The 18581-nt window shown below is 39.1% G+C and carries 18 protein-coding genes; 4 read left to right on the top strand and 14 right to left on the bottom strand.

What is annotated here, in order from left to right; genetic code table 11:
- Positions 1-4 precede the first annotated feature (4 nt).
- The 7 genes from F0919_RS15385 to F0919_RS15355 all read right to left on the bottom strand — a co-directional run bounded on the left by F0919_RS15385 (position 5) and on the right by F0919_RS15355 (position 10253).
- The gene (locus F0919_RS15385) at positions 5-2866 is read right to left on the bottom strand and encodes a tetratricopeptide repeat protein (protein ID WP_150033683.1); all 2862 of its coding nucleotides are present in this window, start codon (positions 2864-2866) and stop codon (positions 5-7) included.
- Positions 2867-2897: 31 nt separating this feature from the next.
- The gene (locus F0919_RS15380) at positions 2898-4403 is read right to left on the bottom strand and encodes a glycosyltransferase family 2 protein (protein ID WP_150033682.1); all 1506 of its coding nucleotides are present in this window, start codon (positions 4401-4403) and stop codon (positions 2898-2900) included.
- 30 nt (positions 4404-4433) lie between these two features.
- On the bottom strand, positions 4434-5867 hold the full coding sequence (locus tag F0919_RS15375; RefSeq protein ID WP_150033681.1) for a glycosyltransferase family 2 protein: 1434 nt from the start codon (positions 5865-5867) through the stop codon (positions 4434-4436).
- Positions 5867-7021, bottom strand: coding sequence for a HEAT repeat domain-containing protein (locus F0919_RS15370; RefSeq protein ID WP_150033680.1), 1155 nt, complete (start codon positions 7019-7021; stop codon positions 5867-5869). The genes F0919_RS15375 and F0919_RS15370 overlap by 1 nt, the downstream gene beginning before the upstream one ends.
- The gene (locus F0919_RS15365) at positions 7014-7394 is read right to left on the bottom strand and encodes a response regulator transcription factor (protein ID WP_150033679.1); all 381 of its coding nucleotides are present in this window, start codon (positions 7392-7394) and stop codon (positions 7014-7016) included. Before F0919_RS15365 ends, F0919_RS15370 begins: the two co-directional genes overlap by 8 nt.
- A 427-nt stretch (positions 7395-7821) precedes the next feature.
- Positions 7822-8040, bottom strand: a complete 219-nt coding sequence (locus F0919_RS15360; protein WP_150033678.1) for a hypothetical protein — start codon at positions 8038-8040, stop codon at positions 7822-7824.
- Between the two features lie 56 nt (positions 8041-8096).
- The gene (locus F0919_RS15355; RefSeq protein WP_150033677.1) at positions 8097-10253 is read right to left on the bottom strand and encodes a catalase; all 2157 of its coding nucleotides are present in this window, start codon (positions 10251-10253) and stop codon (positions 8097-8099) included.
- Between the two features lie 191 nt (positions 10254-10444).
- Between F0919_RS15355 and F0919_RS15350 the strand changes: the two genes are divergently transcribed.
- The gene (locus tag F0919_RS15350) at positions 10445-10969 is read left to right on the top strand and encodes a cupin domain-containing protein (RefSeq protein WP_190277406.1); all 525 of its coding nucleotides are present in this window, start codon (positions 10445-10447) and stop codon (positions 10967-10969) included.
- 42 nt (positions 10970-11011) lie between these two features.
- Here the strand turns inward: F0919_RS15350 and F0919_RS15345 are convergent, their stop codons facing one another.
- Both F0919_RS15345 and F0919_RS15340 read right to left on the bottom strand, forming a co-directional pair.
- A complete protein-coding gene (locus tag F0919_RS15345) occupies positions 11012-11470 on the bottom strand; it encodes a PA2169 family four-helix-bundle protein (RefSeq protein WP_150033675.1) in 459 nt (152 codons plus the stop codon).
- A gap of 266 nt (positions 11471-11736) precedes the next feature.
- Positions 11737-11988, bottom strand: coding sequence for a hypothetical protein (locus F0919_RS15340; RefSeq protein WP_150033674.1), 252 nt, complete (start codon positions 11986-11988; stop codon positions 11737-11739).
- Between the two features lie 280 nt (positions 11989-12268).
- Between F0919_RS15340 and F0919_RS15335 the strand changes: the two genes are divergently transcribed.
- Positions 12269-12802 (top strand): SIR2 family protein, encoded by a 534-nt coding sequence (locus tag F0919_RS15335; protein WP_150033673.1) that lies wholly within the window; start codon positions 12269-12271, stop codon positions 12800-12802.
- Positions 12802-13203 (top strand): hypothetical protein, encoded by a 402-nt coding sequence (locus F0919_RS15330; protein WP_150033672.1) that lies wholly within the window; start codon positions 12802-12804, stop codon positions 13201-13203. Before F0919_RS15335 ends, F0919_RS15330 begins: the two co-directional genes overlap by 1 nt.
- 39 nt (positions 13204-13242) lie before the next feature.
- Here F0919_RS15330 and F0919_RS15325 read toward each other — a convergent pair whose 3' ends face one another.
- From F0919_RS15325 to F0919_RS15305, 5 genes are all read right to left on the bottom strand, one after another.
- Complete coding sequence (locus tag F0919_RS15325) at positions 13243-14064, bottom strand: AraC family transcriptional regulator (protein ID WP_150033671.1); 822 nt, start codon at positions 14062-14064, stop codon at positions 13243-13245.
- Between the two features lie 47 nt (positions 14065-14111).
- Positions 14112-15083 carry an aldo/keto reductase gene (locus tag F0919_RS15320; RefSeq protein WP_150033670.1) on the bottom strand — a complete coding sequence of 324 codons (972 nt, stop codon included), beginning with the start codon at positions 15081-15083 and terminating at the stop codon, positions 14112-14114.
- Positions 15084-15303: 220 nt separating this feature from the next.
- Positions 15304-16299, bottom strand: coding sequence for a mechanosensitive ion channel family protein (locus F0919_RS15315; protein WP_150033669.1), 996 nt, complete (start codon positions 16297-16299; stop codon positions 15304-15306).
- Positions 16300-16384: 85 nt separating this feature from the next.
- A complete protein-coding gene (locus tag F0919_RS15310; protein WP_150033668.1) occupies positions 16385-16741 on the bottom strand; it encodes a YtxH domain-containing protein in 357 nt (118 codons plus the stop codon).
- A gap of 195 nt (positions 16742-16936) precedes the next feature.
- A complete protein-coding gene (locus F0919_RS15305; RefSeq protein ID WP_150033667.1) occupies positions 16937-17644 on the bottom strand; it encodes a hypothetical protein in 708 nt (235 codons plus the stop codon).
- A gap of 446 nt (positions 17645-18090) precedes the next feature.
- On the opposite strand from F0919_RS15305, the gene F0919_RS15300 reads away from it, so the two are divergent.
- A complete protein-coding gene (locus F0919_RS15300; RefSeq protein ID WP_150033666.1) occupies positions 18091-18441 on the top strand; it encodes a hypothetical protein in 351 nt (116 codons plus the stop codon).
- The last annotated feature ends 140 nt before the right edge of the window (positions 18442-18581 follow it).

Raw genomic sequence — 18581 nt, 5'->3', positions numbered from 1 at the left:
GCATTTAGAATTTCCTTAAAAAGGTCAGGTAGATATCATACTGGTTGCGAAACAGACCCTCTGCTCTTTTTTGGTTATACCAGTTGGCGTTAAGGCTTACCACATTTCTGTAATTGAACATTTTTTGATAACCTGCACCAATACTATAAGTCTGGTAATTGATATTATCGGTGAATTGATAGGTACGTGTATAGTCATCAGGTGAGTTGCCATAACCTATGATTGCATAAAAGAAATCGGTTTTATTATTCAGGTACTGACGTGCGGTGAGATTAACAGCGCCATATTGTTTGCCGGAAAGAAAAATGACATAACCTTTTGCATTAATCCAGAAATCACCAAGATATTTTGCAACGGAGCCAACTGCCGATACGCTTGATATGGAATCAAAATTAAGGAAACGGCCACCCAGCTCGGCTTCCCAACCATGTGCAAAATTGTGAAACAAACTATATGCAGCTTTATATTTCGGGAACACCAATTTATTGGCAGCACCTACATTTACAAATGAATACCAGGTTGCGCTATGATTAATATAGGATTCCAATTCAAGCTGTAACCCCGTCCCATACGATCTTCCCGCAAAATTCAGGCGACCTGTCAACGACATTTTTTTATAAAAATGCGTGTATTGCAAGGTTGCAATATTAGATGACTGCGTAGAATCGATATGCGAATTGAGATACGAAAGGCCTAATTGATTCCTGAATGTTTTTCCTTTAAGATAAGCCGCAAAATCAGTATAACGCTTCTGGTCAGGATATTGTCTGGCAACAACTGCGGCAGTATTGGCAGCGCTGTCATACTGTTTTAGCTGCTCCTGTGCCGATGCTTTTTTCAGCATCATATCTGCCTGCATGGGATAAAAATTCAATGACGTATCGGCATAAGCAATCGCCTCGGCATATTGTCCGCGTTCGTAACTGATATTGGTTAATCCAAGCCATGCGGTTGTGTCTCTTCTGTTGGCTGAAAGAATGCTGTAATAAGCATTTATGGCATTTAACGTATCGCCGTTTTTTCGGTAATAATTGGCCATTGTTAAATGCTGATCTATATAAAGACTGCGGATTTGTGTGTTATAAGGATAACGTTCCCGGAGGTTGTCCGTAATATTGCCGGAAGCCTCTACCTGCCCCAGGCGGTTTAACGCTTCTGCTTTTTTAAGTAATAAATCTTTATCATCCGGGTATTGCTCCAATGCAATGTTGATTCTGTCAAGGGCACGTTGATTGCCATCCCCGCCTAAAGCAAGATCTATATTCGTTATGTTATTTATGGCTTCTTTGTTGGCGGGCTGTATTTGTAATATTCTGTTATAAGCTTTTGCAGCGCCGTCATAATCCATAACTTCCATCATCTTTTTGCCCGTAAGCAGATAAGCGTCCACCATGCTGTTAATGGCTTTCTGATCGTCCGGATTATCCGCCTGTACCTGATCAAATAATAATGCTGCTTCATCAAATTGTTCATTCTCCTGCATAATCGCAGCTTTCTTTAATTTCAATCTGTAGTCGTCAGGGTAATAGGTAATGGCTTCATCCAGAAGTTGTAGTGCCGCCGTATAGTTTTTTTGAGCGGAAAGGATGTTGACCGAACTATTCAACGCCTGTGCCTGCCTTGGCTCCGCTTTCAATATTTTTGTATAAGCATCCAACGCGCTGTCGGGCATTTCCTGAGCATTGTAATCTCTTGCGGCGGCCAGTTCCATGTCAATGAAAGTCTGGCGCGTATCTTTGCCCGGAGCATTTTTATAAAGCCTTTCAGCAATACCTGCTGCAATCGTAAATTTTTGCTGCTGTGCAAGAATGCTCATTTTCTTCATGAGCAGATCTTTATTAAAAGAATTACTGCCAAGCGATTTATTTATCCAATACAACGCTTCGTCATTCATGCCTCTGCTGATTGCAATATTTATGATATTGTCTAATGCTTCTTTATTGCCCGGAGCGTGTTCCAGCACACTTTGATATTGATAGTAAGGGTCAGTACTCTTGTAATAACGTGCTGCTTCCAGCTTAAGCTCCGTTTCAATTGAACGTGCTTTTGCATCACCTGGATATTTTTTTTGAAGAATCTGCGCTGTCTCTATCGCTTCAGGATATTGATGCAATTCCTGCAGGATGCCGGTTTTCTTCATCAGCAAATCATAATTATCAGGTTGGCGCGACAACATGCTGTTTATGAAATTTAAAGAGCTTTGCTTATCTCCTGATTTCATTCTTGCATCCAATAAGCTTGATAATACTATTTGATTCTCGGGCGCTACCTGGATTGCCTTTGCAAATTCCCGGTTAGCTGCTTCTGTCAATCCATTTTTCAGAAATGCATTCCCTGTCTGAACTCTGTAATCCACATAAGCCCTTTTTATCATTGTGTCTCTGTAGAACATATTGATAAGGCTGTCGGCATATAAATCACCTAATTGATATAGTCCATAAAATTGATATACTGCCAGTTTTTTTGCTCTGATATCTTTGTCATAATTAAATTTTGACTGACCCCTGTTTAGATATTGTAAAGCTTTATTGTTGTAACCTTTTGCCAGTTGCACATTTGCAGCGGCCAGATAAGCATCTCTGTATTCAGGTGTCTTATTAATCACCTCATCCAGTTTCTTTTCTGCATTGATATAATCACGGTTGAGGTAATACAGGCGACCTAATAAGAATCTGAAATCGGCATCATGCGGAAAGTCTTTTGCTGCGTCCTTAGCCATAGACAAGGCCCTGGCATAATTGCGGTTTACATCCATTTCGGTTTTAATCTGCTTCAGCAATACATCGCTGTCTTTCTTTTGCCCGAACACTTGCGGAAGGCTTATTGCAAACAAAACAATAATTATAAACAGGGATCTTCTTTTCATAGTTGATCTGTGTAGTTTTTCGATTGTAAATTTATTTTTTAGGAGCTTGTCCAAAGCCTTGCCTTTGCATGTTGCCCCAAACGTGCTTTTGCCCTGTAATGAAATAATAATACCCACGCAATGCAAAAAACACAATGAGCGGATGGTAAATAATGGGTTCCAGGAACGCCATTAAACTAAGCCCGAAAACCTCCGCCCATGTTTTATAATTGCGGTTTACCAATTGATCCCAAAACAAAGAAATGGTAGTAATCATTACAGAATACAGGTACACAAAAAGCAGTAATACCAATGCATTTTGTACGTTTATCTGCCCTGTAATTAAAATGTATATGTAGTAAAGGATACCGCAAAACTCAATAATAGGCGCTAAAAACTCGAACAGAAAGTTATAGGGAAATACCACTAAGCCCAATCTTCCGTATCTGGGATTAAACAGTATTTTTTTATGGATGGTGATTATCTGAATCAGGCCCCTTCCCCAACGTGTACGTTGCCTTCCGAATACTTTCAGGTTTGGCGGTCCTTCCGTCCAGCACTGTGTCGAAGGAATATATCTTACGGCATATTTTTGTTTGTTGTCACGCATGTAAGCACACATACGTGTTACAAGATCCATATCCTCACCAAAGGATAACGGATCATAGCCTCCTGCCTTGATCGCAATTTCTTTGTCAAACAAACCCAGGCCTCCTGAAACATTCGGTACACAGTTGATCATACTCCACCCCATCTTTCCAAGAACATAGGAACGTATATATTCCATTTCCTGAAAACGTGGAATCCAGTGCTTTGGAGGACGCATGCGTACCAATACGCCATCTTCAATATCGCTTGAATTGGCAATACGCAAGGTTGCACCTGTCGCAATAACTCTTTTATTGTCTTCAATAACATGAACATAACCGCATTCAGGGCAGGGCTCACCAACCTCTTTTATCTTCCTGCCTTCTTCCGACATAAAAGGCTGAATCATTTTTATCAAAGTGTCTTTCTCGATAATACAATCCACATCGGTACACAAAAAATAGTTGAAAGAAGCAACATTGATACCTGCATTCGATGCATCGGCTTTACTCTTTCCGTTTTCTTTATCAATTACTACCAGCTTTTCATACGCAGTGTTGGACGATTTGAATATTCTCCGGACCGGTTTTGATTTAATTTTTTCGTTGTATGCAAAATCAACATGAACAAGATCGAATTCGTCAATCAGTTTCTGAAGCGTTTCGTCAGTACTACCATCATTTACAATAATCACTTCATATCTCGAATAATTCAGTGTCAGCAGCGAACGCACGTTTTGAATGATGGTAACAGCTTCATTGAAAGCCGGGGCTATAACAGAAATGCCCGGAGCAAGGGTCGAGCTTGTAAGCTGGCTGTAGTCAGTATATTGTTCCTTTTTGCGAAAGCGGTTGATGGCAATGTAAGAAAGAATGGCAAGTAAGGCATAAGCCAAAAGCATAGTCATCCCATAGATGAATACGCCACGTTCGAAAAATGAACTGAAATAATCCCAAATACTTGTTTCCATTTTCTTTTGAATATAATTGTGCCTGCCTGCTTATTGTTTTACCTGTGCAAATCCCTGCCTTTGCATATTGCCCCATGAATGTTTCTTGCCCGTGAGAAAATAATAATAGCCTCTCAGAGAAAATATAACCACCAGCGGATGATATAAAACGAATTCAAATAAAGCGGTAGAGCACAGGAATAACACTTCTTTCCAGGATTTATAATGCCTGAATGCAATCTGATCCCATAGAATGGCTATGGTGGTAATCATAATGGAATAGGAATAAACAAACAACAGCAGCAATATTGCATATTGATAATTGACGCCACCTGTAACAATCAGAAAAATATAATACAGGATACCACTAAGCTCTATAAGAGGGGCCAGCAGTTCGAAGAAAAAATTGTAAGGAAATGTAATCATTCCCATGCGGCCATATCTTGGGTTGAAGCACATTTTAAAATGCGCATACATAAGTTGGGCAAGCCCTCTGGCCCATCTGGTGCGTTGTGCTTTCAATACTTTAATATTTGCCGGTCCTTCGGTCCAGCAAAGGGTCGTAGGAATATATCGTATGGCATACTTTATCTGGTTATCGCAGGCATAACGACACATGCGGACCATCAGTTCCATGTCTTCTCCGAATGAAAGAGGATCATAGCCACCTGCTTTAATTGCAATTTCTTTATCAAACAAACCAAGACCTCCTGATACATTCGGCACACAGTTGATAAAGCTCCACCCCATCTTACCTAATATAAAAGCGCGTACGTATTCCATCTCCTGAAAACGTGCTATTAGGTTTCGTGGCGGCTTCATCTGAATAATAACACCTTTGTCAATCACGCATGAATTTGCAATCCTCAGAGTAGCGCCGGTTGCTATTACTCTTTTTGATTGTTCATCCATTACAGGCTTTATCAATTTCAACAAAGCATCTTTATCCAGAATGCAATCAACGTCAGTACAAACAAAGTAATCAAATGAAGCAACATTGATTCCAGCATTTACCGCATCTGCTTTGCTCTTGCCGTTCACTTTATCAATTACGGTCAGTTTGCTGAAAGCTGTATTGGTGGAACGATAAATATTATTAATCGGCTTGGTCCTGATTTTCGGGTTATAAGCAAAATCAACTCTTACTAATTCAAATTCTTTAATAAGCTGTTCCATAGAATTATCGGTACTGCCATCATTTACAAGAATGATTTCAAATACAGGATAATTCAAGGTCAGGAGCGACTGCACATTCATGATGATGGATAAACCTTCATTGTATGCAGGTGCGAGTACAGATATGCCCGGTGCAAGGTCAGAACTGAGCAGATCACTATAATCGGTATAGGTTTCCTTTTGTAAGAAAACACGGATAGCCATATAACTCAAAAGAGCCAGTAACGCATATATAACCAACAGCACCGAGCCATAGACAAACACGGTGCTTTCGTAGAAAGCAGCAATCCATTGGAGTATAGAATGCATTAATATTTGATTAAAGGGTTCATACTATGCTTCAATATGAGTTTATTCTCATCGTTTGAAGCTTCCATCAATTCATCAATATATTCGGGACTCGCGTTGCGAACAAAAGACATAGCAGCATTTTTACGAATGTCGAAGTCGGTAGAATACATAAATTCCTGACGAAGGAACTGGGCGCTTTCTCCGGTTGACATACGGCCGATGGCTTTTAATATTTCAAGTTGGCAATTTAAAGGCTGGTTACTATAAATGTGCCTGAGCTGGGCTTCTGCCGGTTCGTATTTTAATTTACCCAGACAATTAATAGCTTCAGCTCTTAAGATATGATCCTTCGTTTCCAGCAATTTTATTACGGCAGGCGCAGCATCTTGCTGATTGTAATGTACAATCAGTTTCAGGCAGAAGGATATGATACTTTTGTTGTTGCTATAAGTTACCCAACGTGCAAAGTTTGGTATGGCGATATTTTCTGTTGTAGTAATAGTCTTGAACAATTCAATCTGATCCCAGTCAAGCAAAGGCTCCGAACTGATATCAAAAAATTTGAAAGGCTCATTTTTACTTAGTTTGATATATGCATTTCTTGCTTCCGTACGTAATTCGTGCCGTTTGCTATTGGTAAGCGGCAATATGTTTACATCGGAAATGGATACATCCATACCGGTTAATTCACGAATGCCGCGTACTTTCATATTCCAGCTGCGGCGGTTCATCTTTTTAGTCGAAAGCTTATCCAGCCCGAGCTCCAGGTACAATTGCTTAAAATGATTGCCAATGCTTCCTGAAAAACTTCTTCTGTAGTTAATCAGGCGATCAATCAGAATCTGTTTGTTTTTATGATTGGCAAACAATGGAATCCTGAAGGCATCAAAATTAATATGAGGTGCGCCTTTCTGACCCGTTTCACTTTTCATAAAGATTTCTTCTGCAATAAGCGCATCAATAACAGGCACTACTTTTTCAACCCGTTTATTAAGGAGATAACCTTTATAACGTGTAAACCATATCCTGAACTGGATATATAATATAAATATCGTTGAGATACCAATGAAAACAACCGCTACTCTGATAATGACAGGCATTGCCATCCATTGATCGAAATAAGGAATTGTAAAGCCTTCACCGGTTTCATTTACCGGTAAAATATCAGGCATATTTCGATCTGTTGGCTAAAAGTTTATTGACACGAAGTAAAAGCTCACCTACCATCATAGGCTTTCTTATATATTCATCCACACCAAGTTTGAAACTATCCATAACGGAGTCTTCCTGAGTGATGGACGATATAACTATGATAGATGCTTTTTCGGTATTAGGGTGTTGTTTTAATTTACTGATGATTTCAAAACCATTTGCATAAGGCATCATAAGGTCAGTAATTACAATTTCATAAGGCATAAGGTCCAGTTTTTGCAATCCTTCTTTGCCATTTTTTGCAATTTCTACATGGTGTCCTTCTTTGGTCAAAACCTTTTCAAGCACGTTTTGGATAATTTCATCATCGTCAATAACTAAAATCCTATTCATCTGTCAATTATTTGGTTAAATATTCGGGGAAATTTGGTTGGTTTACTCTTTCCGGATTAAAGGCAAATGTATATAATTATACGTTTATTTTATTCCCCCGGTTTTCTGAAAAACCTTAATATTATCAAACATTCAGGTAAGGTAAATATTCCTGCATTTATATTTATTAATCTGTTCTGTTTTCTTGCTTTATTATAAAGAAGATGCCTTGAATTCCTTATTTTCAGAGATAGATCATCTTAACCGAAATCCGTTGAACTTATCAAATATTAGTGACCCTTTAACGATGCTTATTTTGCAATAAGCAAATAAAAGCCGGATATAAATAACAACAATTCAGATTAACTATGTTATTTATATCCGGCTTTAGGGGAAAATAGACCGAAGCGAATAAGTATGATCATCAGAAGCCCAGGGTTCAAATGTGTCAAACCGGTTCGTCGTAATCGTAAATATTTATTTCATCCATTGCCAGTGTACCATTAAGACATAGTCGTTCCAGTTCTTCATCAATTTCTTCTTTGCTGAAACCTTGTGCAGTCAATTCTGTTTGCATGTCTGTTTTTGATACGCGCAAATTGTATTCCTCTGTATCTTTTATCCCTTTTTCTGAAAGGACTTTTCTTATTTGTTCGTGGAGTTCCATTTTATTGTTTTGAAATTATTAATTGAAAGGATAAAGTTTATGCTTTTATCCAGGGTTTAAGCTGGCACCTTACCTTTTTCTTCTCTTTCATAAAAGCGTGTAGGTATTGCACTGACAAAATCTGCAACGATAGATCCATTGGATGACTTGCCTATGAAAACACCCGGGTTATCATTTGCTTTATCTTTTATTTTCATGCCGACATAACTTGCATTCAGAAGTTCTGCGCCTGCACCATCGGCAGCTATGGCTTTACAGTGTTTGTAAGTTTCATTAATAAAATGAATTGCATCGCCGTCCTGCTGTAAAGCTTTATTATTCTGCTCCCCATCCGGAAGATAAAGGGCATCAAAAAGGACGGAAGCCGATGTAAGTAAACTCATATCTACTGGAATGGAATTGCCTTTATTATCTGTAATGGCGCCATTGGTCAATGCAACTATTTTTACTTGTCCTCCTTCTTTTTCTACCGCATTTTTCACTTTTTTTAATGAAGCTCCGTCAACGCCATTAGCAGCAAGAATAGCCACCTGTCTTGTTTGTACTGATTTTGCACTACCGGCCATACTTAGTGCAGGAGATTGAGTAATAGATTGCTTAGCTTTATGATTCTGATAATCTTCGGGATTGGCATCTGCACCAAAATTATGGTTCAGCAAACCTTCAACGGGCATTACTTCCAGTCCAAGGTTATCTGCAACTTCTTTCGCAAGCTTTTTGTCAACATAAGCCAGTAAACCTATCATTCGTTGTCTGATAGCAACCGTCTGTACTTTGCCCAATTCAAAACGCAAAGCATCAATAATATGTTTTTGTTCGGGTTTGGACTGACTGGAAAAAAACAAAGTGGCCTGACTGAAAAAATCCATGAAACTTTGGCTTCTTGCACGGACTTTATTTCCATCAACCCTTTCCTGATAGGAAGCAAAACCTCCTTCCGACATTTTGGCCTGATAAGGGCATCCGCCACCAAGTGTGTTAGGATGATAACTGGCCTGGCCTTTATTTATTTGCTGCCGCATGTGGCCGTCTCTCTGGTTATTATGAACGGCATTAACAGACCTGTTGATTGGAATCTCATGGAAATTCGGACTTCCAAGCCTTGACAATTGTGTATCTGTATATGAAAATAACCTTCCCTGCAACAAAGGATCATTTGTAAAATCAATTCCGGGAACTACATGACCCGGATGGAAGGCAACTTGTTCTGTTTCTGCAAAAAAGTTATCAGGGTTACGATTTAAAACCATTTTCCCTATTCGCTGTACAGGAACCAATTCTTCCGGAATCAGCTTTGTAGGATCCAGCAAATCAAAACCATATTTATGTTCGTCTTTTTCAGGTATAATCTGAACGCCAAACTCCCACTCCGGATAAGCGCCGTTCTCAATAGCTTCATAAAGATCACGTCTGTGAAAATCAGGATCTTTTCCTGAAATTTTTTGCGCCTCATCCCATACAACAGAATGTATGCCTAACAATGGTTTCCAATGGAACTTCACAAAATGAGCAATGCCTTTTTCATTTATAAAGCGAAATGTATGGACGCCAAATCCTTCCATCATACGGTAACTGCGGGGTAAAGCCCTGTCTGACATTGCCCACATAATCATATGCATGGATTCGGGTGTTAAGGAAATGAAATCCCAGAACGTATCGTGTGCGCTTGCAGCCTGTGGTATTTCATTATTCGGCTCAGGTTTAACAGCATGGATAAGATCGGGGAATTTAATAGCATCCTGAATAAAAAAGACAGGAATATTATTACCGACTAAATCATAGTTACCTTCTTCTGTGTAAAATTTAACCGCAAATCCTCTTACATCTCTTGCCAGATCGGTAGAACCACGGAAACCCGCTACAGTGGAGAAACGGACAAAGACAGGTGTCTTTAAGGAGGGATCCTGCAAAAAGCCTGCTTTAGTATATTTGCTCATAGATTCATAAACCTGAAAATAACCGTGGGCTGCAGCTCCTCTTGCATGCACTACTCTTTCGGGAATCCTTTCATGATCAAAGTGAGTAATTTTTTCCCGGAGAATAAAATCTTCTAAAAGTGACGGCCCCCGTTCACCCGCTTTCAAAGAATTCGTATCATCATTTATTTTAACTCCCTGATCGGTAGTCATAAAGGTTTCTGTACTATTTTCCTTATTTAAATTAAGGTCGATTTCTTTTTTATCTTCTTTTTGAGGTGTCGCTTTCTTTGCCATGATAGTTGTTTTTGGTTGTATGGAATGTATTATAACCAAACAACATCGCTTATTGTTCATGGTTCGGATAAGTAACGACAAATGAAAATGGCTGGTTACGTATGCTAAAAAGGAAAAGGAATTTTCTCCATTACTCAACATTCTGCCAAACCAGTCGTTATGAATATCTTACCTGTTTAATTAATTGTACTATGGAAAAAATGCAGACACAGCTTTTCCTGTTGGAGGATAACGGAATATTTCCCAACAGCAAATTGCCGGTTGTAGTTTACAGAAATGCGTTTTCATTCACCGAAGATTTATCCGACATCTTCAAAGAAACTTTCAAGCAAAATAACTGGTATAATTTCTGGGAATCAGGCATATTTACATACCATCACTATCACAGCAATACACATGAGTTAATGGGTGTATGCCGTGGCAGTACGATATTGCAGTTTGGCGGAGAGGACGGTACAAAAGTACGGATACAAGCAGGTGATATAGTTGTTATACCTGCAGGTGTTGCACACAAGAACCTTATGGATGAAAACGCTGTAACATGTATAGGAGCATATCCTAAGGGGTATGATTATGACATGAACTACGGAAAACTGAATGAACGTCCGCAGGCCGATAAAAATATTTCGGAGGTACCCTTACCTGATTATGATCCTTTATTTGGCAAAGATGCAGGTCTGGTTAAACTATGGGAACAATCAAAAAATGACGAATAGCACATTAAGCTATTCGTCATTTTTCGTCGGCAATAATAATGTTTAAGCTTTTGCGGCATCGCGCATAGCTCTGATTTCATTATGTGATATTTTCAGCTCCCCTTTCTGCGTTGTAATCAGGCTGCTTATATTAGCAGATAATCCATCGGTTTCTAATGCCATTTTATAAGCATTTTGAGCAGCATCTTCGCCGAATTCGCAATTGCTTAGTACAGCATGTCTGTCATTTCCGGTAAAAATTGCCTTTATATCCATCCACCCTCTGTATATTTTTCCGGCAGTTGTGGTATCGGTTGGCATATCGTGACCTAAAGCCTGTACTTCCATGCCAAGGTCTGATTTAAGTTCCTGGCTTTGCCTCAGCATTTTAGCGAATAATACTTTCAAGTCTGTATCTTCCACTTTTACCTCAGATAAAGCTTTTTCATATCCTTTGACGCGATCGTTGTTGATTTTAATAAGATCGTTCAACACATCTACGTCCACTGAATTATTTTGCATAGTAATGATATTTTGTAAGATAGGTCAACGTGTGTAAGCATCAAATGTTCGGTGGATCGATTGATTATTTTTAATTTAGGAAAAGATTTAAGATTATAGTCCGTAAGATATCAATCAGTCTTTCTTCAATCGTTTGGTAATAACTTCTTTTCGTTTACGCCATTTTTCCACAACAGGATTTTCAGCAACCGGCAGCCCTTTATTGTTAATAACGCCCAGTTTCTCGGCAAGCGATTTGCTTAACCTGGCTGTCGCCTTATTCTCTTTTATCCATTGTTTTTGTTTATCAAGGATTTCGGTCTCAAAAGCTCTGATAGCTTGTTGACTGTGGCGAGTTCTTTTCTGTAAGCTTTTTGTTTACGGTATATTATGAGTAGCCGGTTGTAAGCTTCATAAGCGGCAGGTATCTCTTTAATAATTTCGAGGTAGGCTTTCTCCGCCTCTTCCGGTTTGTTCTCTTTTTCAAGCTGCTTTGCTGCATCTATTTTATCGTCGGAAATATGTTGATGCTTTATCATTCTGGTGTTTTTAAATATAAAAATATGCCACGGCGACCGTTTTTAAAAAACCATGAAAATATGAAATATAATAGCAATGAGTTGCAGCCCACAGTTAACAAATAGAATTTGCACATTATTATTAGCGGATAAAGTTTACCCTATCCTGTTCTCTTTCGTCCTTTCAGGGCTTTTAAATATATTGTCTAAACATGTATATAGTTACCTTTTTTATTGAAATTCGTAATGAAAATCAGTCATTACAAAATGCAGATACCAGACACTGCTTCGTAATTCAAATATGGCAGACAGAAACTACGCATCGCTTGAAAGTTATTATCGGAAAGAAGAAAGATATCTTTTCCTTAGAAATGGCATTAATCAGCTTCATCAGGATTCGATATCATGGAAGGAACTGTTGAATAACATAAAAAGCAAAGTGAATATAAATATCGACTTGGATGAACGGAAATCCAATACTTTGCTATTTGAAGAGATGGCTTTTGCTATGAACGGCAGCGGAAGGATTGAGGACAATATACGGCAACTGAAAGTTTTACTTGGAGAGGAAGCAATGAAGTTAAAGCCGCACGACAGGTGCATGGAACTTGTGAATAGTGGTATCTACCAACATTTCATTACTACTAATTATGATTATTGTATAGAAAGGTCGATTGATGATGTGTATGAGGGCCAAACAGGCAAATACCTGAAAAGGCCCAAGTACAGTCTGTATCGATATAACCTGATCGGCAACAACAAAGTATGGCATATTCATGGCGAGTGCAATAATGGCATAAAGGAAAGATCCAAAGTTATCCCGAGGCTTCCATAATGATTGGCTTTGAACATTATGCCGATTATCTTGAAAAGGTACACCATATGGTTAAAAGCAATAGCGGCAAAGGGCTTGGTAACCTGATTGATGCTGCCGATGAAAACTGGGTGCATCTCTTTTTTACGCGTGATATAGATATACTTGGGTTTGGGATGGACTATACAGAAAACCATTTGTGGTTCCTGCTGAATTTCAGGGCAAGGTTGTTGCGAAAAAAGGCAAAAATCAAAAATACTATCCGATGGATTATACCTGAATTTTCAAAAGCTGATAAATCGGATAAGATACAATTGCTCAAAGCACTTGAAGTGGAGACTGTTCTTGTTCCGGCAGCAAAAAATGATTACAATGGCTTTTACAGTGCATTTATTGGGAATAGGAAATATAAGAAGCTATAATATTTGCTTGGGTTGTTGGTGAAAACACCAACAACGGCGTTAGTTTATCTGATACAGCCATTCGGTAGGGGCTTTGCCATATTTTTTCTTAAAAGAATGCGAGAAATGAGAAAGGCTTTCAAAACCAAGTTCAAGATAGATGGATGATGGTTTCTTTTTCTTTTTTTCTATAAGATGCATGGCTTCCGTCAGTCTTTTTTCTTGCAGCCATGCTCTGGGCGACATTCCAAATGCTTTTTGAAAATCACGCTTAAATCCTGCAAGGCTTCTTCCCGTGAGCCTTGCAAATTTTTCAACCGGCACGTTAAAGTGAAAATTTCTGACCATAAATTTTTCCAGATCCATTTTATGCGGCTCAGAAAAATCGAACAGAAAATCTTTTAGCTCGGGCATGGCATGCAACAGGAGTTTTACGCCTTCTCTTACTTTGAGCATACCCAGGTCTTTGGTTATCTTTTCTTCAGAATTACGGACATAAGGTATTATTGACTGGAAAAAGCCATGCAGGAAATCATTTTCAGGAATAAGAACATTAAGGGGCCCTGTATATTTCCGGCGGACTTCTATCTGTTCTTCTAATGCAAAATTCCGTAGCATTTCTTCATTCAGACAAATAACAATGGTCTGGTAATCTCCTCCTTCCAGCGGCATCTTGGTAATTTCTCCAAGCTGATTTTTACGAATCAGGAGCATTTCGCCGCTATTCATTGAAATCTTCTGACCGGCAGTTTCCAAAGTGAATTGCCCTGAAACCTGTAATACCAAAGTACTGTGTTCAAAGAAACCCACTTTATCTTTTTTCATTGCGGAGTGATAAGAATAAAAGATAACGCCGGGAATTATTTCAGTTGGATTTGTCATGATGTAAAGATATAAAACAGATGGGGCTTCTGTAAAGCCCCATCCCATTATCGTTGCAAATAGGTGCCGCCAAGTATGGCACCCTGCGAAAACTGCGTATTCAAAGTATTCATCTCTTCCGGAGTGAAAACGATATCCATTGCCTGTATATTTTCGGGTAAGCGTGTTCTGCGGCTCATGCTTACCAATGGCATGATATGATCGCCCTGTGCATTTACCCAGGCTATGGCTAATTGTGTGGGTGTATATCCTTTTTCCTTTGCCATTGTCTTTAATACTTCAACTTTCTCCAAATTCTTTATCAGGTTGTCTCCCTGAAAACGTGAAAAGTGGCTATGATAGCTGCTGGCTGCAAGCGGCGCCTTCATTTCACCGGTAAGCAGTCCTTCAGCAGTGTTTGCAAAAGCAACTACGCCAATGCCCAGTTCTTTCGCCACAGGGAGAAGTTCTGTTTCTATCTGACGATCGGCCAGTGAATAACCTATTTCCAATGCAGTTACGGGATATATGCTGTTTGCTTTACGTAACTGGTCTGGAGTTATTTCAGAAACACCCAGATGACGCACTTTTCCTTCTTTTATAAGGTCGGACACTGTTCCTATTATATCTTCCATCGGAACGCTGCCGTCCATTCTGCATGGCTGATAAAGATCGATAGTATCTATGCCCAGGCGCACCAGAGAATAGTTGATAAAGTTCTTAATAGCCACAGGGCGCAGGTCCAGTCCAAGCATCTGACCGTTGTAGAATATAGCGCCGAATTTAACGCTTATAAATGCATCGTCTCTCCTGCCTTTGATAGCTTTGCCTACAAGCAGTTCGTTATGACCACTGCCGTAAAAGTCTCCGGTATTCAGAAAATTAATGCCGTTATCCAATGCTTCCTGAATGGTAGCGATACTTTCGCTTTCGTCGTTAACAGGACCTCCCCAAACTGAAGACATACGCATGCATCCCAGTCCGAGCTTGGATACGAGCGGGCCATTTTCGCCAAGGGCTATTCTTTTGATTGTTGTCATTGTTTTTGTTTTAAATAAATTACAATGCAAAGGTGGGCTTTATAACGATTGGCTGATTTCCTTAATGGCTCAATTTACTTGTCCGTAAGGCTCATGTTTTGTTGAGATAATCAAGGCCTGATGCGATGTTGCTAATTACGGTACATAACTTCTTTTATAAAATGAGACCCTGTTATAAACGATGTCATTCCTGCATTTTGAAACATGTACTGATAAGGTATTAACGCGCATTGGTTTTCGGGAACATAACTTTATCCGGTTCTTTCATCAATTCTTCCAGGATTCGCTTAATCAGATTCGTGCGTGTTGTTCCGGAATGTTTTGGTTCTACGAGATAAATCAAAAGTACTTCGACCCAGGTATTGGCATTGATGCGGAGCTGAACAAAGGGATATTCTTTGACTTCCAATTCATCAACGGGCGTCTTTTTAATCATTTGCCGCAGTTCTTTTACCTTTTCATCCATATCACCCAATTCTTCTGTGGCAATACGCCGGATGGATTGCTCAATAAAAGGCAGATCACTTTCATATGCAACATGGAAGGGAATTTCGTTCCATATATAAGGGAATTTGTTCCATGAATAGTTATACACTTCGTCCTGAAAAATAAGGCTGTTGGGAAACCTTATGAGGCGGCCGCTTGGCAAATCATTGGTAAGGTAATCTCCTGCAAATTCCCAAAGAGTAGTATCGAGGTAATTGATTTCTACTACGTCGCCGGTAAAGTTACTTACCTGAATGCGATCGCCAACTTTGAACGGGGAACGAATCACAATATAAACCCATCCCATCAGTGATGCAATGGGCGTTTGCAAGGCAAAACCAAGAATAAGGGATACAATGCCTAATGAAGCGGCAGTAGTATACCAATTGGCATTCAGAAAAGAGATAAAAACGAGAAAAACTACGAAAAGCGAAAGCAGACGGATTACCCGCACCAGATTATATCCTTGTGATTTTACATGTGCATGCCTTGTAATTGACCGCTCGGCAAACCTGGCTAATGACAGTATAATAAAGGTGCAAAAACAGGCCAGGGCCAGTTTGGGCAATAATTTTTCCAATAAAGGGGTAAACGCAAAGATGTGCAACCTGAATAAAAAATAAACTCCCAGGCTTATAATAGCTAATAACACATAGCCTCCGGCAAACAGCATGTGGTTTGCCGGAGTACTTGAGGCTTTGGCTATGTCATGCTCATTTTTAATATCCATGTTTCGGTAACATGTGAATGAATGAAATGATTGCTGAAAGCAATTATGTTATGAAGTGGTCGTAATAAATGAAGACATTATCTATTTACAGTATCTCAGGTTGATCGCTGCCGGGATGCTTGCTATGTTTCAGATGATTAACCATCGCTGCGGCTTTCGACGTGCGGGGTTCTTCTTTTATATTGTTGGTTTTCGCGGTATGCATTGTCGCTTTATTATAAATATCCACATGAGATGCTGATTCATCACTACTACTGTTTTTGATAGCAGTGTTATTGAACCTGGATTTAAGTTCCAGGGCTTTGCCTTTTATATCATTCCTGAAATCGCGTCCTTTTCTTGGTGCAAATAACAAAGCCACGGCTGAGCCTACAATAGCGCCTGTCAATACCGTTAATGGTATAGTTGAGGATGTTCTTTTTTGTTGCTGAAGTTTAAGCATAATACTTTGGTTTAAAATGAATGAAATTTATCTGATTCGGACAACTAAAAATTGTTGCGCTATCTATACTAATGTTCGCAATGTAATTAAGAGTCGTTAGTCCATCATCCAACAGATAATTGAATGTTTGGTTGCATCGGAAAGGAATTTGTCATTTATTTATAAAAAGTATGCTGCTACATCGGGCAATATTTGTCAGTTGAGGTTTAATCCGAGGACGATACCTACCCAGGATTTGTTATTGTATATCCAATATTCATTGTTCCTGTCTAAAAGCCGGTCCCAACCTATGGCGAGGCCTGCTGTAAAACGGTTTAAAGCAACAATTGCGGCAAATCCGCGGTTGAATACTAACCCGTCATATTCCGATTGCACTGAGCCCCGGGTAACATATTGCGAAATAAATGTATTTCCGAATCCTATATAGCCGCCTGCAGAAAAGCCGAGATGTGTGGTTGATCTTGTAGAAACGCCTATCGGACTGACGTTATAACGCAGAATATAGAAATCTTTTCTATAGCCCAGATAAAGACCTCCGTTCAGATTTGCATTCAATTGCCTTACAAATCCATCTGAGGGAAAGCGGTATTTAATAGGAATGGTAAGAAAGTCTATATCAAAGCTGCCCTTTGTGAAAACAGGTTCTTTTTTAATATTATGAGGTTCAACCTGTCCATACATAAGTACATGATGTCTCGTCGTGTCCACATTTCTTTGTTTCCCGGCATTTGTAACGGGATACACTTTTATAGTACTGTCCTGATTGTAGATATATACTTTACGGACATTTTCTATTCCACGCGAACTATAGTAACCATCCGAAAACTGGTATTTGGCACCCGGCTTAGCTATGCCGCAACCGGTAATGGTTATTATAAGGAGGTAAAGTAAGGTGCGCTGCATTATGAAGATCTATATTTCTCATAATAATGCCTGCGCTTTTATTTTGTTTGTTTAAGACAAATAAATGTTCCTTACAAGGCTTGTAAACATATTATCCCAACATGCTATAGTCGCCAAAACTATAGCTAATGGCAACACATTGCATTTGAAAAGAAAATTGTTATCAAAAATAATGTTAAAGCCAGCGGAGAGCGTCAAAATTTTGCCACATCATGTGTATAGAATTCCCCATTATTTTTTTCTCCGGAAATTAAAATGATATGACAGGTTTAATGCTGAAAAAAAATATAAAACATGAAACCATTACCAGATAAGGGTTTCAAGGTATTTTTCATATAAGCAGAGAAAGGTTTCAAAAGTTTGGCACGAAATTTGGATATAGTTATTATATCAGCAGGGAAATAACAGCTGAACCTAATTTAACCAATCTTCAAACCAATTGACATATGAAAGAGGCCGTACTTACTTCGATAGACAAAAAATTTGAAATGTCCTGGAAAAGACTTGCAAAAGAACCTGTAAAGGGCAAAAAAGGCGCCGATGCCGTAATGCTTCAGCTTAGCAGATTGAAAAAATGCCTTAAATGGAGTACCGCTTATTCTATTCTTCAGAATTATTGCGCCAAAATTATACAACCTTATCACAATAGTGAAGCAACGACTATTGTTAAATGGTTTTGGGTGGAATACGGAGAAGAAAATTTCAAAAAGGATATAGCGCCAACTCCCAAAGAGTTTTTTGAATGGTATTGCGATAGTTATACAATCCAGAAAGAGATAGAAAACGAACAAGATTAATATCCTGCAACGGAAAGTTGCATCTGCATATATACATTTACCCCCGTATCCTTTCCTTATCAAGGCGAATGTTGTTAGTGAAATTCACTAACAACGACGTTTAAAAATCAGCAACTTCAGTTGCGTCTCTATATACAATT

The organism is Taibaiella lutea (assembly GCF_008629695.1).
GTDB lineage: Bacteria > Bacteroidota > Bacteroidia > Chitinophagales > Chitinophagaceae > Taibaiella > Taibaiella lutea.
This window is presented reverse-complemented; position numbering and strand designations above follow the sequence as displayed.